At 55.6% G+C, this 14325-nt stretch carries 14 protein-coding genes and 1 other RNA gene; 5 read left to right on the top strand and 10 right to left on the bottom strand.

Translation table 11 applies throughout. The features are described from left to right. Positions 1–18: 18 nt before the first annotated feature. The 5 genes from gcvT to OVA10_RS06370 all read right to left on the bottom strand — a co-directional run bounded on the left by gcvT (position 19) and on the right by OVA10_RS06370 (position 5864). On the bottom strand, positions 19–1113 hold the full coding sequence (gene gcvT, locus OVA10_RS06390) for a glycine cleavage system aminomethyltransferase GcvT (protein ID WP_268195644.1): 1095 nt from the start codon (positions 1111–1113) through the stop codon (positions 19–21). A 445-nt stretch (positions 1114–1558) separates the two neighbouring features. Continuing rightward, entirely contained in the window at positions 1559–2761 is a 1203-nt protein-coding gene (ubiI, locus tag OVA10_RS06385; protein ID WP_268195643.1) for an FAD-dependent 2-octaprenylphenol hydroxylase, read from the bottom strand. Positions 2762–2772: 11 nt separating this feature from the next. Next, a complete protein-coding gene (gene ubiH, locus OVA10_RS06380) occupies positions 2773–3951 on the bottom strand; it encodes a 2-octaprenyl-6-methoxyphenyl hydroxylase (protein ID WP_268195642.1) in 1179 nt (392 codons plus the stop codon). After that, on the bottom strand, positions 3948–5261 hold the full coding sequence (gene pepP / locus OVA10_RS06375) for a Xaa-Pro aminopeptidase (protein WP_268195641.1): 1314 nt from the start codon (positions 5259–5261) through the stop codon (positions 3948–3950). The genes ubiH and pepP overlap by 4 nt, the downstream gene beginning before the upstream one ends. 24 nt (positions 5262–5285) lie before the next feature. Then, complete coding sequence (locus OVA10_RS06370) at positions 5286–5864, bottom strand: YecA/YgfB family protein (protein WP_123428885.1); 579 nt, start codon at positions 5862–5864, stop codon at positions 5286–5288. A gap of 166 nt (positions 5865–6030) precedes the next feature. Between OVA10_RS06370 and zapA the strand changes: the two genes are divergently transcribed. The 3 genes from zapA (at position 6031) to OVA10_RS06355 (ending at position 7206) form a co-directional block, all read left to right on the top strand. Next, positions 6031–6360 (top strand): cell division protein ZapA, encoded by a 330-nt coding sequence (gene zapA / locus OVA10_RS06365; protein ID WP_100779023.1) that lies wholly within the window; start codon positions 6031–6033, stop codon positions 6358–6360. Positions 6361–6401: 41 nt separating this feature from the next. After that, positions 6402–6585: non-coding RNA, 6S RNA (ssrS, locus tag OVA10_RS06360), on the top strand. A gap of 24 nt (positions 6586–6609) precedes the next feature. Continuing rightward, positions 6610–7206 carry a 5-formyltetrahydrofolate cyclo-ligase gene (locus tag OVA10_RS06355; protein WP_181826819.1) on the top strand — a complete coding sequence of 199 codons (597 nt, stop codon included), beginning with the start codon at positions 6610–6612 and terminating at the stop codon, positions 7204–7206. A gap of 108 nt (positions 7207–7314) precedes the next feature. Here OVA10_RS06355 and serA read toward each other — a convergent pair whose 3' ends face one another. Continuing rightward, positions 7315–8547 carry a phosphoglycerate dehydrogenase gene (serA, locus tag OVA10_RS06350; protein WP_100779021.1) on the bottom strand — a complete coding sequence of 411 codons (1233 nt, stop codon included), beginning with the start codon at positions 8545–8547 and terminating at the stop codon, positions 7315–7317. A 264-nt stretch (positions 8548–8811) separates the two neighbouring features. After that, a complete protein-coding gene (gene rpiA / locus OVA10_RS06345) occupies positions 8812–9471 on the bottom strand; it encodes a ribose-5-phosphate isomerase RpiA (RefSeq protein ID WP_100779020.1) in 660 nt (219 codons plus the stop codon). A gap of 189 nt (positions 9472–9660) precedes the next feature. Between rpiA and argP the strand changes: the two genes are divergently transcribed. Further along, complete coding sequence (gene argP, locus OVA10_RS06340) at positions 9661–10554, top strand: DNA-binding transcriptional regulator ArgP (RefSeq protein WP_100779019.1); 894 nt, start codon at positions 9661–9663, stop codon at positions 10552–10554. Between the two features lie 37 nt (positions 10555–10591). Here argP and OVA10_RS06335 read toward each other — a convergent pair whose 3' ends face one another. Both OVA10_RS06335 and argO read right to left on the bottom strand, forming a co-directional pair. Continuing rightward, positions 10592–11332 (bottom strand): oxidative stress defense protein, encoded by a 741-nt coding sequence (locus OVA10_RS06335; protein ID WP_100779018.1) that lies wholly within the window; start codon positions 11330–11332, stop codon positions 10592–10594. Positions 11333–11420: 88 nt separating this feature from the next. Then, entirely contained in the window at positions 11421–12056 is a 636-nt protein-coding gene (argO, locus tag OVA10_RS06330; RefSeq protein ID WP_268195640.1) for an arginine exporter ArgO, read from the bottom strand. A 185-nt stretch (positions 12057–12241) separates the two neighbouring features. On the opposite strand from argO, the gene dctP reads away from it, so the two are divergent. Then, positions 12242–13291 (top strand): TRAP transporter substrate-binding protein DctP, encoded by a 1050-nt coding sequence (gene dctP, locus OVA10_RS06325; RefSeq protein WP_268195639.1) that lies wholly within the window; start codon positions 12242–12244, stop codon positions 13289–13291. Between the two features lie 49 nt (positions 13292–13340). Here dctP and mscS read toward each other — a convergent pair whose 3' ends face one another. Beyond that, positions 13341–14201 (bottom strand): small-conductance mechanosensitive channel MscS, encoded by an 861-nt coding sequence (mscS, locus tag OVA10_RS06320; protein WP_100779015.1) that lies wholly within the window; start codon positions 14199–14201, stop codon positions 13341–13343. Positions 14202–14325: the final 124 nt, after the last annotated feature.

The following is a 14325-nucleotide window of genomic DNA, read 5'->3' as shown; positions in this document are numbered from 1 at the left end:
TCTCCTGATAAAAAATGATTAGGCGACCGGTTTACCGGCGCGAACAAAAATCGGTTTAGTCACGCTGACCGGCATTTCACGGTTGCGGATCTGCACCACGGCAGTCTCGCCAATCCCGGCCGGTACGCGCGCCAGCGCAATGCTGTAGCCCAGCGTCGGTGAGAATGTGCCGCTGGTGATAATGCCTTCATGAAGATTGCCGCTGGCATCGGTAAAACGCACAGGCAGCTCGTTACGCAGCACACCCTTCTCTTTCATCACCAGGCCGACCAGCTGATCGGTGCCTTTCTCACGCTGCAGTTCCAGCGCTTCACGACCAATAAAATCGCGGTCAGCCGGTTCCCATGCGATGGTCCAGCCCATATTGGCAGCCAGCGGAGAGATACCTTCATCCATCTCCTGACCGTAGAGGTTCATTCCGGCTTCCAGACGCAGCGTATCGCGTGCGCCCAGGCCCGCAGGTTTGACACCGGCTTCAACCAGCGCACGCCAGAAATCGGCGGCTTTCTCGTTCGGCATCGCAATTTCATAGCCCGCTTCACCGGTGTAGCCGGTCGTTGCGATGAACAGATCGCCTGCCTGAACGCCGAAGAACGGCTTCATGCCTTCGGTCGCTTTGCGCTGCTCTTCGCTGAACAGAGAAGTGGCTTTAGCCTGCGCGTTAGGACCCTGAACGGCGATCAGGGAAAGATCGTCACGTACGGTGATATCAACGGCGTATTTGGCGGCGTGTTCAGAAATCCAGGAGAGGTCTTTTTCGCGGGTGGCGGAGTTAACAACGAGGCGGAAGAAATCTTCAGTGAAGTAATAAACGATCAGGTCATCAATCACGCCGCCGGAGGCATTCAGCATCCCGGTGTAGAGCGCTTTGCCTGGCGTTTTGAGTTTGGCGACATCGTTCGCCAACAGATAACGCAGAAACTCCCGGGTGCGACTGCCGCAGAGATCGACAATGGTCATGTGGGAGACGTCGAACATCCCGGCATCGGTGCGCACGGCGTGGTGCTCATCGATCTGCGAGCCGTAATGCAGCGGCATCATCCAGCCATGGAAATCCACCATGCGCGCGCCGCATAACGTGTGTTGTTCGTACAAAGGAGTCTGTTGAGCCATCTTGTCCTCGTTGATTTAGCAGAGCGGGGCAATCTTGTGTTTCGCGCGAAATTTCACCACGAAACCCGGCGTCGGTATCACTCCTGGACGCCGACGCAAACGTTCTCTTTCCCCTGAACTTACCACCGAAATCGGCGATTAACCATAAGCTAAAGCGGGTCATCACATTAGCTTATGACCAAAAAACGCTGAAAAGCCTACAGAGTTATTCACTGGCAAAATGCGATTTACCCCGCATTAAATTAACTTTAATTTCACAATATTTAGCACAGGCTGATATTTTCTGTGGAAAAACGCGGCTAATTTCCGTCATGGAAAAAACACGACATTAGATAATCTAATGCGAAAAGAGGCGTGGAATTAGAATATTTCAAACGAGGGAAACATCCCGGCACCAAGGCCGGGAGAGGAAAGTGTGATGGGGGTCTAATTTAACGTTTAGTGCTTAACGCAGCCACTCAGGGAGATCGTTTAACCCCATCGCCTGGCGAAGGAGTTGCGGTTTTACGCCGGGAAGCGTATCCGCCAGTTTCAGTCCAACATCGCGCAGCAGTTTTTTCGCCGGATGGTTACCGGCAAACAGCTCGCGGAAGCCCTGCATCCCCGCCAGCATCATCGCCGCACTGTGTTTACGGCTGCGCTCGTAGCGGCGCAGGTACAAATGCTGACCAATGTCTTTGCCTTCACGATGCAGACGACGCAGCTCATCGATAAGCTCTGCGGCATCCATAAAGCCCAGATTCACACCCTGCCCGGCCAGCGGATGAATAGTGTGTGCGGCATCGCCCACCAGCGCCAGACGGTGCGAGGCAAACTGCCGCGCGTAGCGTCCGGTCAGCGGGAAGAGCTGGCGTTCACTTTCCAGCGTACACAGCCCAAGACGGTTATCAAAGGCCATGCACAGCGCCTGATTAAACGCGTCAGGCGTCGCCGCCTCCATCTGCTGTGCTTTTTCCGGCACCAGTGACCAGACGATAGAGCACAGATGCGGATCGCTTAACGGCAGAAACGCCAGTATGCCGTCGTTGTGGAAAATCTGACGCGCGACACCGCCGTGCGGTTCGGTCGTGCGGATCGTCGCCACCAGCGCATGATGACGGTAATCCCAGAAGGTGAGCGGAATATCCGCTTTGTTACGCAGCCAGGAGTTTGCGCCATCGGCACCCACAACCAGCCGCGCGGTCAGCATATCGCCGCTTTGCAGTGTCAGAAACGCCTCGTTTTCGCCCCAGGCGATCTGTTGCACCTGCGCGGGTGCCATCAGGGTGACGTCGGAACAGCTCTGGGCTTTGCGCCACAGAGCGTGGTGAATCACCGCGTTTTCAACGATATGGCCCAGATGACTGTAGCCCATGCTCTCATCGTCAAACGCGATATGGCCGAAGCTGTCTTTGTCCCACACTTCCATCCCGTGGTAGCAGCTGGCGCGAAACGCGGTGATCTCTGACCAGACGCCGAGATGCGTTAACAGCTTTTCACTGGCGGCGTTAATGGCCGACACGCGTAGCTCTGGCGGTGCGTCCTGCGCAACAGGCTGCGGCGGCTTATATTCAAGCACCGCCACACGCAGGCCGCTGCCCTGTAAACCACAGGCCAGCGCCAGCCCCACCATTCCGCCGCCGACAATGGCAACATCAACATTCTGCACTTAGTAACTCCTTAACGAGCGACCCAACCGAGAGTTCGCTGCGCCAGCACGTCGCGTGCCGGAATGAATAGTTCCATCGCCATCAAGCCCGCGTTGCGCCCGGCTACCAGCGGCGCCCAGCGATTCGCGAACAGATGCACCAGGCCATCGGTCACCCCGATGGTCGCCTCTTTATCTGCCTGACGGCGTTTCTGATACTGACAAAGCACGGAGTAAGCACCGCAATCGTCGCGATCCTGCCATGCCTGCGCCAGCGTCTCCGCCAGGCTCATGACATCGCGTAATCCTAAGTTAAACCCCTGCCCGGCAATCGGATGCAGGGTTTGCGCCGCATTCCCAACTAACGCCACACGATGAGAAACGGAGCGCGACGCGGTGGTCAATGCCAGCGGATAGGCGGCGCGTTTCCCGGCGTGGGTGATTCGCCCTAAACGCCAGCCAAAGGCCTTTTGCAGTTCATCGCAAAAACGCGCATCTGACCAGGCCATCACGTCATCCATTGCATCCAATGCGTGGCACCAGACCAGCGAACTGCGGCCAGCCGACATGGGCAGCATCGCCAGTGGGCCGTGCTCGGTAAAACGTTCAAAGGCGCGGCCCTGATGAGGCACAGCGGTGGAAACGTTAGCGATCACCGCCGCCTGACCGTAAGGCTGCTGCTGCCATTCGATACCGCATTGGGTGGCAAGCGCAGAACGGGAGCCGTCTGCGGCCACCAGCAGTTTGCCATCCAGCACGTTGCCGTTATCCAGCGTCACGCTCACACTCGCTTCACTGCGGGTAAAGCTTGCGACACGCGCCGGGCAGTGCAGCGTCACGCCAGGCGCATCCTGCAATAAGCGGAACAGGCGCTGCCCCACGTCGTGCAGCTCGACCACCTGCCCGAGGGCATTAATGTGGTAATCCTGGGCATCGAGCGTAACAAAACCGGCGTGGCCGCGATCGCTGACGTGAACGGTTTTGATCGACGTCGCACACTCGGCAATCGCCTGCCAGATACCCAGGCGCGACAGATGCTGGCAGGTCCCCTCCGCCAGCGCAATGGCGCGGGCATCAAAGCCTGGATGCTGCGCCGTCTGCGGCGCAACGGCTTCAACCAGGTGAACGGGGAACTGGCCGTGCGTCAGCTGTGAGATGGCCAGCGCGAGCGTCGCGCCCGTCATGCCACCGCCCACAATAATCACGCTCATACGCGCGCCGCCGCCATCAGAGCTTCGATCTCATCGGCCTTTTTGACCACGGAAGCCGTGAGGTTTTCGTTGCCGTTTTCGGTGATCACAATGTCGTCTTCAATACGAATACCAATCCCGCGATACTCGGCAGGGACATCCGCATCGGGCGCGATATACAGGCCCGGTTCAACGGTTAACACCATCCCCGGCTCAAAGGTGCGCGAACGATCCGGACCGTAGCCGCCGACATCGTGGACATCCAGCCCCAGCCAGTGGCTCAGGCCATGCATAAAGAACGCGCGGTGGGTGTTGTCGGCAATCAACTCTTCCACGTCGCCCTTGAGGATACCCAGTTTCACCAGCCCGTTCACCATGATGCGGATCACCGAGCCAGTTACGTCCTGAATAGAGGTCCCCGGACGGAACAGCGTTAACGCGGTTTCCAGTGATTCCAGCACGATGTCGTAAACAGCGCGCTGCGCAGGGCTAAATTTGCCGTTCACCGGGAAGGTGCGGGTGATGTCACCGGCGTAACCGCGATATTCACACCCGGCGTCGATCAACACCAGATCGCCGTCACGCAGTTCGCTTTCGTTTTCGGTGTAGTGCAGGATGCAGCCATTTTCCCCGCCGCCCACAATCGTGTTGTAGGACGGGAAGCGCGCCCCGTGGCGGTTGAATTCATGAAGAATTTCGCCTTCGAGCTGATACTCGAACATCCCCGGACGGCATTTTTCCATGGCGCGGGTATGGGCCAGCGCGCTGATTTCGCCCGCGCGGCGCATCACATCCAGCTCTTCCGGCGATTTAAAGAGCCGCATTTCATGAACGATTGGGCGCCAGTCCGTCAGGGACGCGGGTGCCGATAAATTCTGACGAGAGCCTTTACGCAGTTTATCCAGCGCCGCAAACACCAGTTCATCGGCATAAGCATATTCGCCCTGAGCGTGATACACCACGTCCAGACCGTTGAGCAATTGATAGAGCTGCTCGTTGATTTCGCTGAAGGCCAGCGCGCGTTCCACGCCGAGTTTCTCTGGCGCGGCGTCTTGCCCTAAGCGGCGGCCAAACCAGATTTCGGCAGTCAGATCGCGAACGCGGTTAAAGAGAACGCTGTGGTTGTGGGTGTCATCGCTCTTAATCAGCACCAGTACCGCTTCAGGCTCATTAAAGCCGGTGAAGTACCAGAAATCGCTGCTCTGGCGATAGGGATATTCGCTGTCATTGCTGCGTGTGGCTTCCGGTGCGGCAAAAATCAGTGCCGCGCTGCCCGGCTGCATGTGGGCTAAAAGCGCCTGGCGGCGGCGAAGAAACTCCTGTTGAGTCATGACACCCTCCTGTGCGTTCTTTTTTTAATGTAAGGTCGGTTTGCGGACTTCCGGTGCGGTCGGCTGTGAGCGCGTAAAGGTGTCGTGGCACAGCAGCGCCGCGACGCGTACGTACTCGATAATCTCTTCGACGGACATTTCCAGCTCTTCCTGATCTTCGTCTTCGTCGTAGCCCAGCTGCGCGATGTTGCGCAGATCGTCGATCGCTTCACCCGCTTCGCCGGTAACTTTATCGAGCTTAGGCTGCGTAACGCCCAGACCCAGCAGATAGTGGTTTACCCAGCCTGCCAGCGCATCGGCGCGATCGAAGACGCTAACGTCGTCGCCATCAGGCAGATAAAGCTGAAAAAGGAAGCCATCGTCCTCCAGAGAATCACTGGTCGCCGAGTGCATTTTGCGCAGGGCTTCAGCAAGCTCGTGACCAAAGGCCAGACCTTCGTTCGTCAGGTCATGAAGCAGCGGCTGCCATGAGCTGTCGCTGTTTCCGCCGCACAGCATGCCACTGATCAGACCGTGCATTTCAGCAGGGGTCAAACCCACGCCCTGCTGGTTAAGTAACTGGCTTACTTCGTTGTAACCAGGCATTTCGTTCTGTATAGACATGCGCATTCGTCATCGTTGGAGGAATATTCATGATATGCTACCACTTTGGACCCTGGAGATACCAGAAAAGGGCTTGTATCTTCATATCAGGGTAGCTATAGTGTCGCCCCTTCGCAGCCCCCGGGCCATGTGCGAAGGTCGCGCAGTCAATCAGCAGGAAGGTGGCATGTCTGCACAACCCGTCGATCTCCAAATTTTTGGCCGTTCGCTGCGAGTGAATTGTCCGCCTGAACAAAGGGATGCTTTGAATCAGGCTGCGGATGATTTGAATCAGCGGTTGCAAGATCTAAAAGAACGCACTAGAGTCACAAATACTGAGCAGCTGGTTTTCATCGCCGCGTTGAACATCAGCTATGAATTAACTCAGGAAAAAGCGAAGACCCGCGACTACGCGGCGAGCATGGAGCAACGGATTAAAATGCTCCAACAGACCATTGAACAAGCGCTGCTTGATCAGGGTCGCACCCCCGAAAGGCCGGTGCAAAAGTTTGAATAACACTTTGCAGTTGACTATGGTAGAGTGACTGTGAAGACAAAATTTCTCTGAGATGTTCGCAAGCGGGCCAGTCCCCTGAGCCGATATTTCATACCACAAGAATGTGGCGCTCCATGGTCGGTGAGCATGCTCGGTTCGTCCGAGAAGCCTTAAGACTATGACGACACATTCACCTTGAACCAAGGGTTCAAGGGTTACAGCCTGCGGCGGCATCTCGGAGATTCCCCTTCTTTACTACCTTCAAGCATCATGACTCAATTTCCTGAAGTCCCTGCTTCCCGACAAGATATCCGTCAGTTAATCCGTAAACATCGTCGAGCGCTTTCGCCCGAACAACAAACGCATTTCGCCCAGCTCGCTGCCGCCCGTATGATGGCGTATCCCCCTGTGGTTATGGCCCATACCGTCGCCCTGTTTCTGTCGTTTGACGGCGAGCTGGATACCCAACCGCTGATCGAACAACTCTGGCGCGCCGGGAAAAAGGTCTATCTGCCGGTGCTGCACCCGTTCAGTCCGGGCAATTTGCTGTTTTTGCACTACCATCCGCACAGCGAACTGGTGGTGAACCGTCTGAAAATTAGCGAACCCAAACTCGACGTGCGCGATGTCCTCCCCTTAAGCGAACTGGACGTGCTGATCACGCCGCTGGTGGCGTTTGATGAAAGCGGTCAGCGTCTCGGAATGGGCGGAGGATTTTACGATCGCACGCTGCAAAACTGGCAGCTGTATGGTTTGCAGCCGGTGGGCTATGCCCATGATTGTCAGGGCGTAAAAGCGTTGCCGGTGGAGAAATGGGATATTCCGCTGCCCGCAGTGGTGACGCCGTCGAAAGTGTGGGAGTGGTGAGGTAAACAATAAAGCCGGGTGGCGGCTACGCCATACCCGGCTTACGATTTGGATTCGCCAGAGAGGTCGGGAAAGGCGTCAGCGCCACCCGACACAGCAAACCGCAGATTAGTACAACAGACGCGCGCGAATCGTGCCCGGAATCGCCTTCATGCTCAGCAGCGCTTTCTCCGCCACATCTTCATCTGCTTCGATATCAATAACCACATAGCCCATCTGCGAGTTAGTTTGCAGATACTGCGCGGCGATGTTGACACTCTGCTCGGCAAAAATCTGGTTAATCGCGGTCAGCACGCCTGGACGGTTTTCGTGGATATGCAGCAAACGGCGACCGCCGTGCAGCGGCAGAGACACTTCCGGGAAGTTCACCGCAGACAGCGTAGAACCGTTATCGGAATACTTGCTCAGTTTACCCGCCACTTCCAGACCGATGTTCTCCTGCGCTTCCTGAGTCGAACCGCCAATGTGCGGCGTCAGGATCACGTTGTCGAATTCACACAGCGGAGAGGTAAACGGATCGCTGTTGGTGGCCGGCTCTGTCGGGAAGACGTCGATAGCCGCGCCCGCCAGATGCTTGCGCTTCAGGGCATCGCACAGGGCAGGAATATCCACTACCGTACCGCGAGCGGCATTGATCAGCAGTGCGCCCGGTTTCATCAGCGCCAGCTCTTCCGCACCCATCATATTTTTGGTGGAGGCGTTTTCCGGCACGTGCAGGCTCACCACATCGCTCATGTTCAGCAGATCGGAAAGATGCTGCACCTGGGTCGCGTTACCGAGTGGCAGTTTGTTTTCGATATCGTAGAAGAAGACATTCATGCCGAGGGATTCGGCCAGAATACCCAGCTGCGTACCGATATGGCCGTAGCCGATAATCCCCAGCTTTTTACCGCGCGCTTCGAACGAGCCGGACGCCAGCTTGTTCCACACACCGCGGTGGGCTTTGGCGTTTGCCTCCGGAATACCGCGCAGCAGGAGCAACAGCTCGCCAATCACTAACTCCGCCACGGAACGGGTGTTGGAGAAAGGTGCGTTAAAGACCGGCACGCCGCGTTTGGCTGCCGCATTCAGATCAACCTGATTAGTACCGATACAGAAGCAGCCGATAGCCACCAGCTTCTCAGCGCAGGCAATAACCTCTTCAGTCAGGTGAGTACGGGATCGCAGGCCAATGAAATGGGCATCACGGATGGATTCTTTCAGCTGCTCAGTATCCAGCGCGCCTTTGTGGAATTCGATGTTGGTGTACCCTGCTGCACGAAGGTTATCGAGTGCTTTCTGATGCACCCCTTCGACGAGCAGAAACTTAATCTTGTCTTTTTCCAGTGATACCTTTGCCATTTACCCGACCCTGTTTTGTCTGAACTGATGTTGTGCTGGATTTAAATCCGCTCCCGTCAACATATCAAAAAAAACTATTGCAGCAATATGAACGTTTGCGTCGTCACTCTGAAGAAAAGTCATCCAGGGCGAAATGTCAGAGGAAAATGCTGTGGATAATCAGGAAAGCGGCAGGATCGTCAGAACAGGTCAAAAAACGTGACACAAGTCACCGAATTTCGCTTTTGAAAAATATTTAGCGGGGGGAAGGCTCCCCCCGTCAGATCATTTTACGATGGTTTTCACGCCGTCAGCGGTGCCAATCAGCGCCACATCCGCGCCACGGTTGGCGAATAGCCCTACCGTCACGACGCCTGGAATGGCGTTAATGGCATTTTCCATCGCCACGGCGTCCATAATCTCCATACCGTGAACGTCGAGGATGACGTTACCGTTGTCTGTCACCACGCCCTGGCGATATTCCGGACGACCGCCCAGTTTCACCAGCTGACGCGCTACTGCACTGCGCGCCATCGGAATGACTTCAACCGGCAGCGGGAAGTTACCGAGAATATCCACCTGCTTAGACGCATCCGCGATACAGATGAATTTATCCGCGACGGAAGCGATGATCTTTTCACGCGTCAGGGCTGCACCGCCGCCTTTGATCATCTGCATATGGCCGTTGATCTCATCAGCGCCATCAACGTAAATCCCCAGACGATCGACTTCGTTAAGATCGAAGACCGTAATGCCGAGACTTTTCAGCTTTTCCGTGGAAGCATCGGAGCTGGATACCGCGCCCTCGATCTGCCCTTTCATCGTGCCGAGCGCATCAATAAAATGTGCGGCGGTCGAGCCAGTACCGACACCGACAATGGTACCGGGTTGTACGTACTGGAGAGCGGCCCATCCTACTGCTTTTTTCAGTTCATCCTGCGTCATGATCTTTTTGCCTGTGGTGTGAAAACTCAGGGCGTATTATAGAACAGGCAGGCAGGGAATGTCCCTGTGACCGGTGTCACATTACCGAGCAAAGCCCTGACAGATCCGATGTGGTCGGAATTGGTCTGTCACAAAGGGAAATTTGTGTCATAGTGCAGAATCAGCAAAATTCAGGAGTACTGCCCCGCAATGAAACGTCCGGATTACAGAACACTACAGGCGCTTGATGCCGTCATTCGTGAACGAGGTTTTGAGCGCGCAGCGCAGAAGCTGTGCATCACTCAATCCGCCGTATCACAGCGAATCAAACAGCTTGAGAATATGTTCGGACAACCGCTGCTGGTGCGTACCGTTCCGCCACGTCCGACGGAACAAGGGCAGAAGCTGCTGGCCCTGCTGCGTCAGGTTGAGCTGCTGGAAGAGGAGTGGCTCGGCGATGAACAGACCGGTTCCACACCGCTGCTGCTCTCGCTGGCGGTGAACGCCGACAGTCTGGCCACCTGGCTGCTGCCCGCCCTCTCCTCGGTGCTGGCTGATTCGCCTATCCGCCTCAATCTACAGGTGGAAGATGAAACCCGTACTCAGGAGCGGCTGCGTCGTGGCGAAGTGGTGGGTGCGGTCAGTATCCAGCCGCAGGCGTTGCCAAGCTGCCTGGTCGATCAGCTCGGCGCGCTGGACTATCTTTTTGTCGGCTCAAAAGAGTTTGCTGAGCGTTATTTCCCGAATGGCGTCACCCGTGCCGCGCTGCTGAAAGCCCCTGCCGTGGCCTTCGATCATCTCGACGATATGCATCAGGCGTTCTTGCAGCAGAACTTCGATCTGCCGCCGGGCAGCGTGCCCTGTCATATCGTGAATTCGTCTGAAGCCTTCGTGCAGTTGGCCCGTCAGGGGACGACCTGCTGTATGATCCCGCATTTGCAGATTGAGAAAGAGTTGAAGAGCGGTGAACTTATCGACTTAACGCCGGGGCTGTATCAGCGTCGGATGTTGTACTGGCACCGTTTTGCGCCGGAGAGCCGCATGATGCGCAACGTCACCGATGCACTGCTGGCCTACGGGCATAAGGTGTTGAGACAGGATTAATAAAAAAGCCGGGTTACCCCGGCTTTTTTGTCATTGATTACTGCGCAGGCGCCTGCTGTTGCTGCTGACCCTGTGCCGGTTCCAGCTGGAAGACCACATCCACCTGATCGTCGAACTGAATGGTCGGCTGCTCGTAAGTTTCCTGTGCGGAAACCGGTGCAGCATCGGCCTTCATCATGCGAACCATCGGGCTTGGCTGGTAGTTAGAGACGTGGTAACGCACGCTATACACCGGGCCGAGCTTCGATTTGAAGCCAGAAGCCAGCTGCTCTGCCTGACGTACTGCGTCGTCAATCGCCGCTTTGCGCGCTTCGTCTTTGTATTTCTCCGGTTGCGCAACGCCCAGCGACACGGAACGGATTTCGTTCAGACCCGCTTTCAGCGCGCCATCCAGCAGCGAGTTCAGCTTATCGAGCTGACGTACAGTCACTTCCACCGTACGCACGGCGCGATAGCCTTTCAGAATGCTTTTACCATTCTGATAGTCGTAATCTGGCTGAGTGCGGAGATTCGCCGAGTTAATGTCTTTCTTAGCAACGCCGTTCTGCTCAAGGAAAGAGAGATATTGCGCAACGCGATCGTCGGCCTGTTTCTTGGCTGACGCAGCATCTTTTGCCGCCACGTTCACTTCAATCGCAAGGGTTGCAACATCGGGAGCAGCGTCCACGCTTGCTGTACCGGAAGTGACAATGTGCGGTCCATTTGGCAACTCGTTTGCCTGTACCGATACTGCACCAAAACTGACTAATGCCGCCAGGGCCATCACTTTAAACTTCACTGTTATTCCTCCATGTTGCGAAGTGCCCACCTAAGGGCGCATGCCAGCAAGCTTAGCGCGTCTGCTTCAGTTGTCCATAAGACAACGCTTAGTTGAACAATACCTGTACGTGACTAATGCCCTCTTTCGCCAGCTGGAACGCGATAAACCATATCACCACGCCGACGAGAATATTAATGATGCGCTGCGCTTTGGCGGTGCGTAAGCGCGGGGCAAGCCAGGCGGCAAGTATCGCCAGACCAAAAAACCACAGGAAGGAAGCGCTCACGGTTCCCAGCGCGAACCAGCGTTTAGGTTCGACATCCAGCTGACCGCCCAGGCTGCCGAGCACCACGAAGGTATCCAGATAAACGTGTGGATTAAGCCAGGTCACCGCCAGCATGGTGGCGATGATCTTCCAGCGTCCCTGCTTCATCACTTCGGCGCTGGCAAGTTCCAGGTTACTGCTCATGGCGGTTTTCAGAGCGCCAAAACCGTACCACAGCAGGAACGCTACGCCACCCCAGGTCACCAGCGCCAGCAGCCACGGCGATTGCATCAGTAGCGCGCTGCCGCCAAAAATCCCGGCGCAAATGAGCAGCAAATCGCTGACGGCGCAGAGCATGGCGATCATCAGGTGATACTGTCGACGAATCCCCTGGTTCATAACAAACGCATTTTGTGGACCGAGCGGTAAAATCATGGCTGCGCCTAGCGCAAGACCTTGAAAGTAATAAGATAACATGGAGAAATACTCTTACGCGATTGTCGTTACGGCAGACTATACTGCGAGATCTTCATTAGAGGAAATTGATAATATTAATCCCTAATTAGCTACCCTAATGATGCCGTATTGAGATTCTGACAAACGTTTTAACTCCGGATTTAGCGTATGCTGAAGGTATCAGCAACCGTACCAAAGGAATGGATATGAAGCATAACGCGAAGGCTTTACTTTACTGCGCCGCATGGGTGTTTACCTGCTTGTGGGCTGCCACCGCAAGCGCGACCACTACGTTACGCTATACCGATCACGAACCGTACGGAAACATGCGTACCCGGCTCATAAAAGAGACTTTTTTTAGAGCGATTGAGACGGAATCCCTCGGTCGCCTGAAAATCGACGCCCACTGGAACGGCGAGCTGTCCACCAGCTATAACGCACTAACGACCATCAGCCAGGGCGGTGTTGCGGATATGGGCACTGTCGTCCCCGAATACACGCCCGACCTCCTTCCACGGCACCAGATATTTAAAAGCTTCCCTCTTGGGCCTGCCAGCGGTAATGCCCAGGCTGCAGCCTTTCAGCGCATCTTCAAGGATTATCGCCAGTTCGGGAACGAGCTTGAAAAAAATAACGTGATAAACCTGCAGTTTTTCCTTGGGTATCCGGTAGGTTTTTTCACCACCCAACCCAATGTGAAACTCGATCAGTTGAACGCAAGCAAATGGCGAACGGCCAGTTTCTGGCATCAGTCATTTTTACGTAACGCGGGTGGCGAACCGGTGAATATGCCGTGGAATGAGCACATTACCGAAGCGCTGAAGGACGGGCAGCTCGACGGCCTGATGGTTAACCTCGACAGCGGGCACGATATTCATGCCGAGCGTGCCGCACCTTATATTCAGCTTTCTCCTTCCCTGTGGCTCGGACACGTATATCTGCTGGTGATGAATAAAGCGGTGTGGGACAGCCTCGACGTCAAGGATCGCGGTGCCATCAGACGTGCGGCCGCCGCTACGCAGAAACGTCTTGGCGCAGCGCAAGAGGCTAATCTGGCCGAGATGACCAACGCGATGAAACGGGAAGGCGCGACCATTCATTATCTGACAAACGATGAGCTGAAAGCCTGGCAAACCGCCACCGGATACCAGCAGGTTCAGGCCGAATGGGTCACTCAGCAGGAAAACACAGGAATCAGTGATGCGGGACTGTTGATGCAGGGTGTCAGCAGCATTATTAACCAGACACTGAGATAAAAAAACGCCCGCCGGTATTCACGCGCGGGCGTTGTTTGTCAGAACGGATTTATTCGCTCGCGTGTTCTTTCACGCGCTTGAAGTTCACGTCCATCTGCGGATACGGGAAGCTAATACCGTTAGCGTCAAATTCACGCTTAATGCGCTCCAGCACGTCCCAGTAAACTTCCTGCAAATCGCTGCTTTTGCTCCAGATGCGTACCACGAAATTGATCGACGAAGCACCGAGTTCGTTCAGACGAACAGTTCTCTCGCGGTCCTGGATGATACGAACATCCGACTCAATGATATTCGTCAGCAGCGCTTTCACCTTATCGATATCGGAATCATACGCCACGCTGATCAACAGTTCGTTGCGACGTACCGGTTCGCGGGAAAAGTTAATGATGTTTCCGGCGATGATTTTACCGTTCGGCACCACAACGATACGGCCATCAACGGTGCGCAGGGTGGTGGAGAAAATCTGCACCTGCAGCACGGTCCCGGCAATGCCGCCTAAATCGACGTATTCACCGGAGCGGAACGGGCGGAAAGTCACCAGCAGCACGCCTGCGGCGAGGTTCGACAGTGAACCCTGCAGGGCCAGACCGATAGCCAGACCCGCAGCACCGAGTACCGCGATGACGGAGGCCGTCTGTACACCGACGCGCCCAAGCGCAGCAATCAGCGTAAAGGCAATCAGGCCGTAGCGCACCAGCGCGGAGAGGAAATCTGCCACCGTGGCATCAATCTGACGCGCGCGCATCACGCGGTTGATCGCATTGGACACCACGCGTGCCACGATCATCCCGACAATAATAATCGCAATCGCCGCCACGATATTCACCGCATAACTCAGCAGTAGCGCCTGGTTGCGCACCAGCCAGGTGCCCGCGTTGTTGATGCCATCTACTACACCGAGATCATCCATTCATTCTTCCTTTTGCTAATCCAGACAAAAAATCCATCTCACTGGGAGACAGGCAGGTCAGTAAAGGGTAAACAAAAAGTGCTGATTATGCCAAACAGATCACACAATAGGCCGTGGCAGCCCG

Source organism: Lelliottia sp. SL45, assembly GCF_026672535.1.
In the GTDB taxonomy this organism is placed as follows: Bacteria; Pseudomonadota; Gammaproteobacteria; order Enterobacterales; family Enterobacteriaceae; genus Enterobacter; species Enterobacter nimipressuralis.
This window is presented reverse-complemented; position numbering and strand designations above follow the sequence as displayed.

What these genes read in the sequence shown, in the direction of transcription:
- gcvT (WP_268195644.1), bottom strand. Translation starts at nt 1,113, where the DNA reads ATGGCTCAACAGACTCCTTTGTACGAACAACACACGTTATGCGGCGCG.
- ubiH (WP_268195642.1), bottom strand. Translation starts at nt 3,951, where the DNA reads ATGAGCGTGATTATTGTGGGCGGTGGCATGACGGGCGCGACGCTCGCG.
- pepP (WP_268195641.1), bottom strand. Translation starts at nt 5,261, where the DNA reads ATGACTCAACAGGAGTTTCTTCGCCGCCGCCAGGCGCTTTTAGCCCAC.
- OVA10_RS06370 (WP_123428885.1), bottom strand. Translation starts at nt 5,864, where the DNA reads ATGTCTATACAGAACGAAATGCCTGGTTACAACGAAGTAAGCCAGTTA.
- zapA (WP_100779023.1), top strand. Translation starts at nt 6,031, where the DNA reads ATGTCTGCACAACCCGTCGATCTCCAAATTTTTGGCCGTTCGCTGCGA.
- OVA10_RS06355 (WP_181826819.1), top strand. Translation starts at nt 6,610, where the DNA reads ATGACTCAATTTCCTGAAGTCCCTGCTTCCCGACAAGATATCCGTCAG.
- serA (WP_100779021.1), bottom strand. Translation starts at nt 8,547, where the DNA reads ATGGCAAAGGTATCACTGGAAAAAGACAAGATTAAGTTTCTGCTCGTC.
- rpiA (WP_100779020.1), bottom strand. Translation starts at nt 9,471, where the DNA reads ATGACGCAGGATGAACTGAAAAAAGCAGTAGGATGGGCCGCTCTCCAG.
- argP (WP_100779019.1), top strand. Translation starts at nt 9,661, where the DNA reads ATGAAACGTCCGGATTACAGAACACTACAGGCGCTTGATGCCGTCATT.
- argO (WP_268195640.1), bottom strand. Translation starts at nt 12,056, where the DNA reads ATGTTATCTTATTACTTTCAAGGTCTTGCGCTAGGCGCAGCCATGATT.
- dctP (WP_268195639.1), top strand. Translation starts at nt 12,242, where the DNA reads ATGAAGCATAACGCGAAGGCTTTACTTTACTGCGCCGCATGGGTGTTT.
- mscS (WP_100779015.1), bottom strand. Translation starts at nt 14,201, where the DNA reads ATGGATGATCTCGGTGTAGTAGATGGCATCAACAACGCGGGCACCTGG.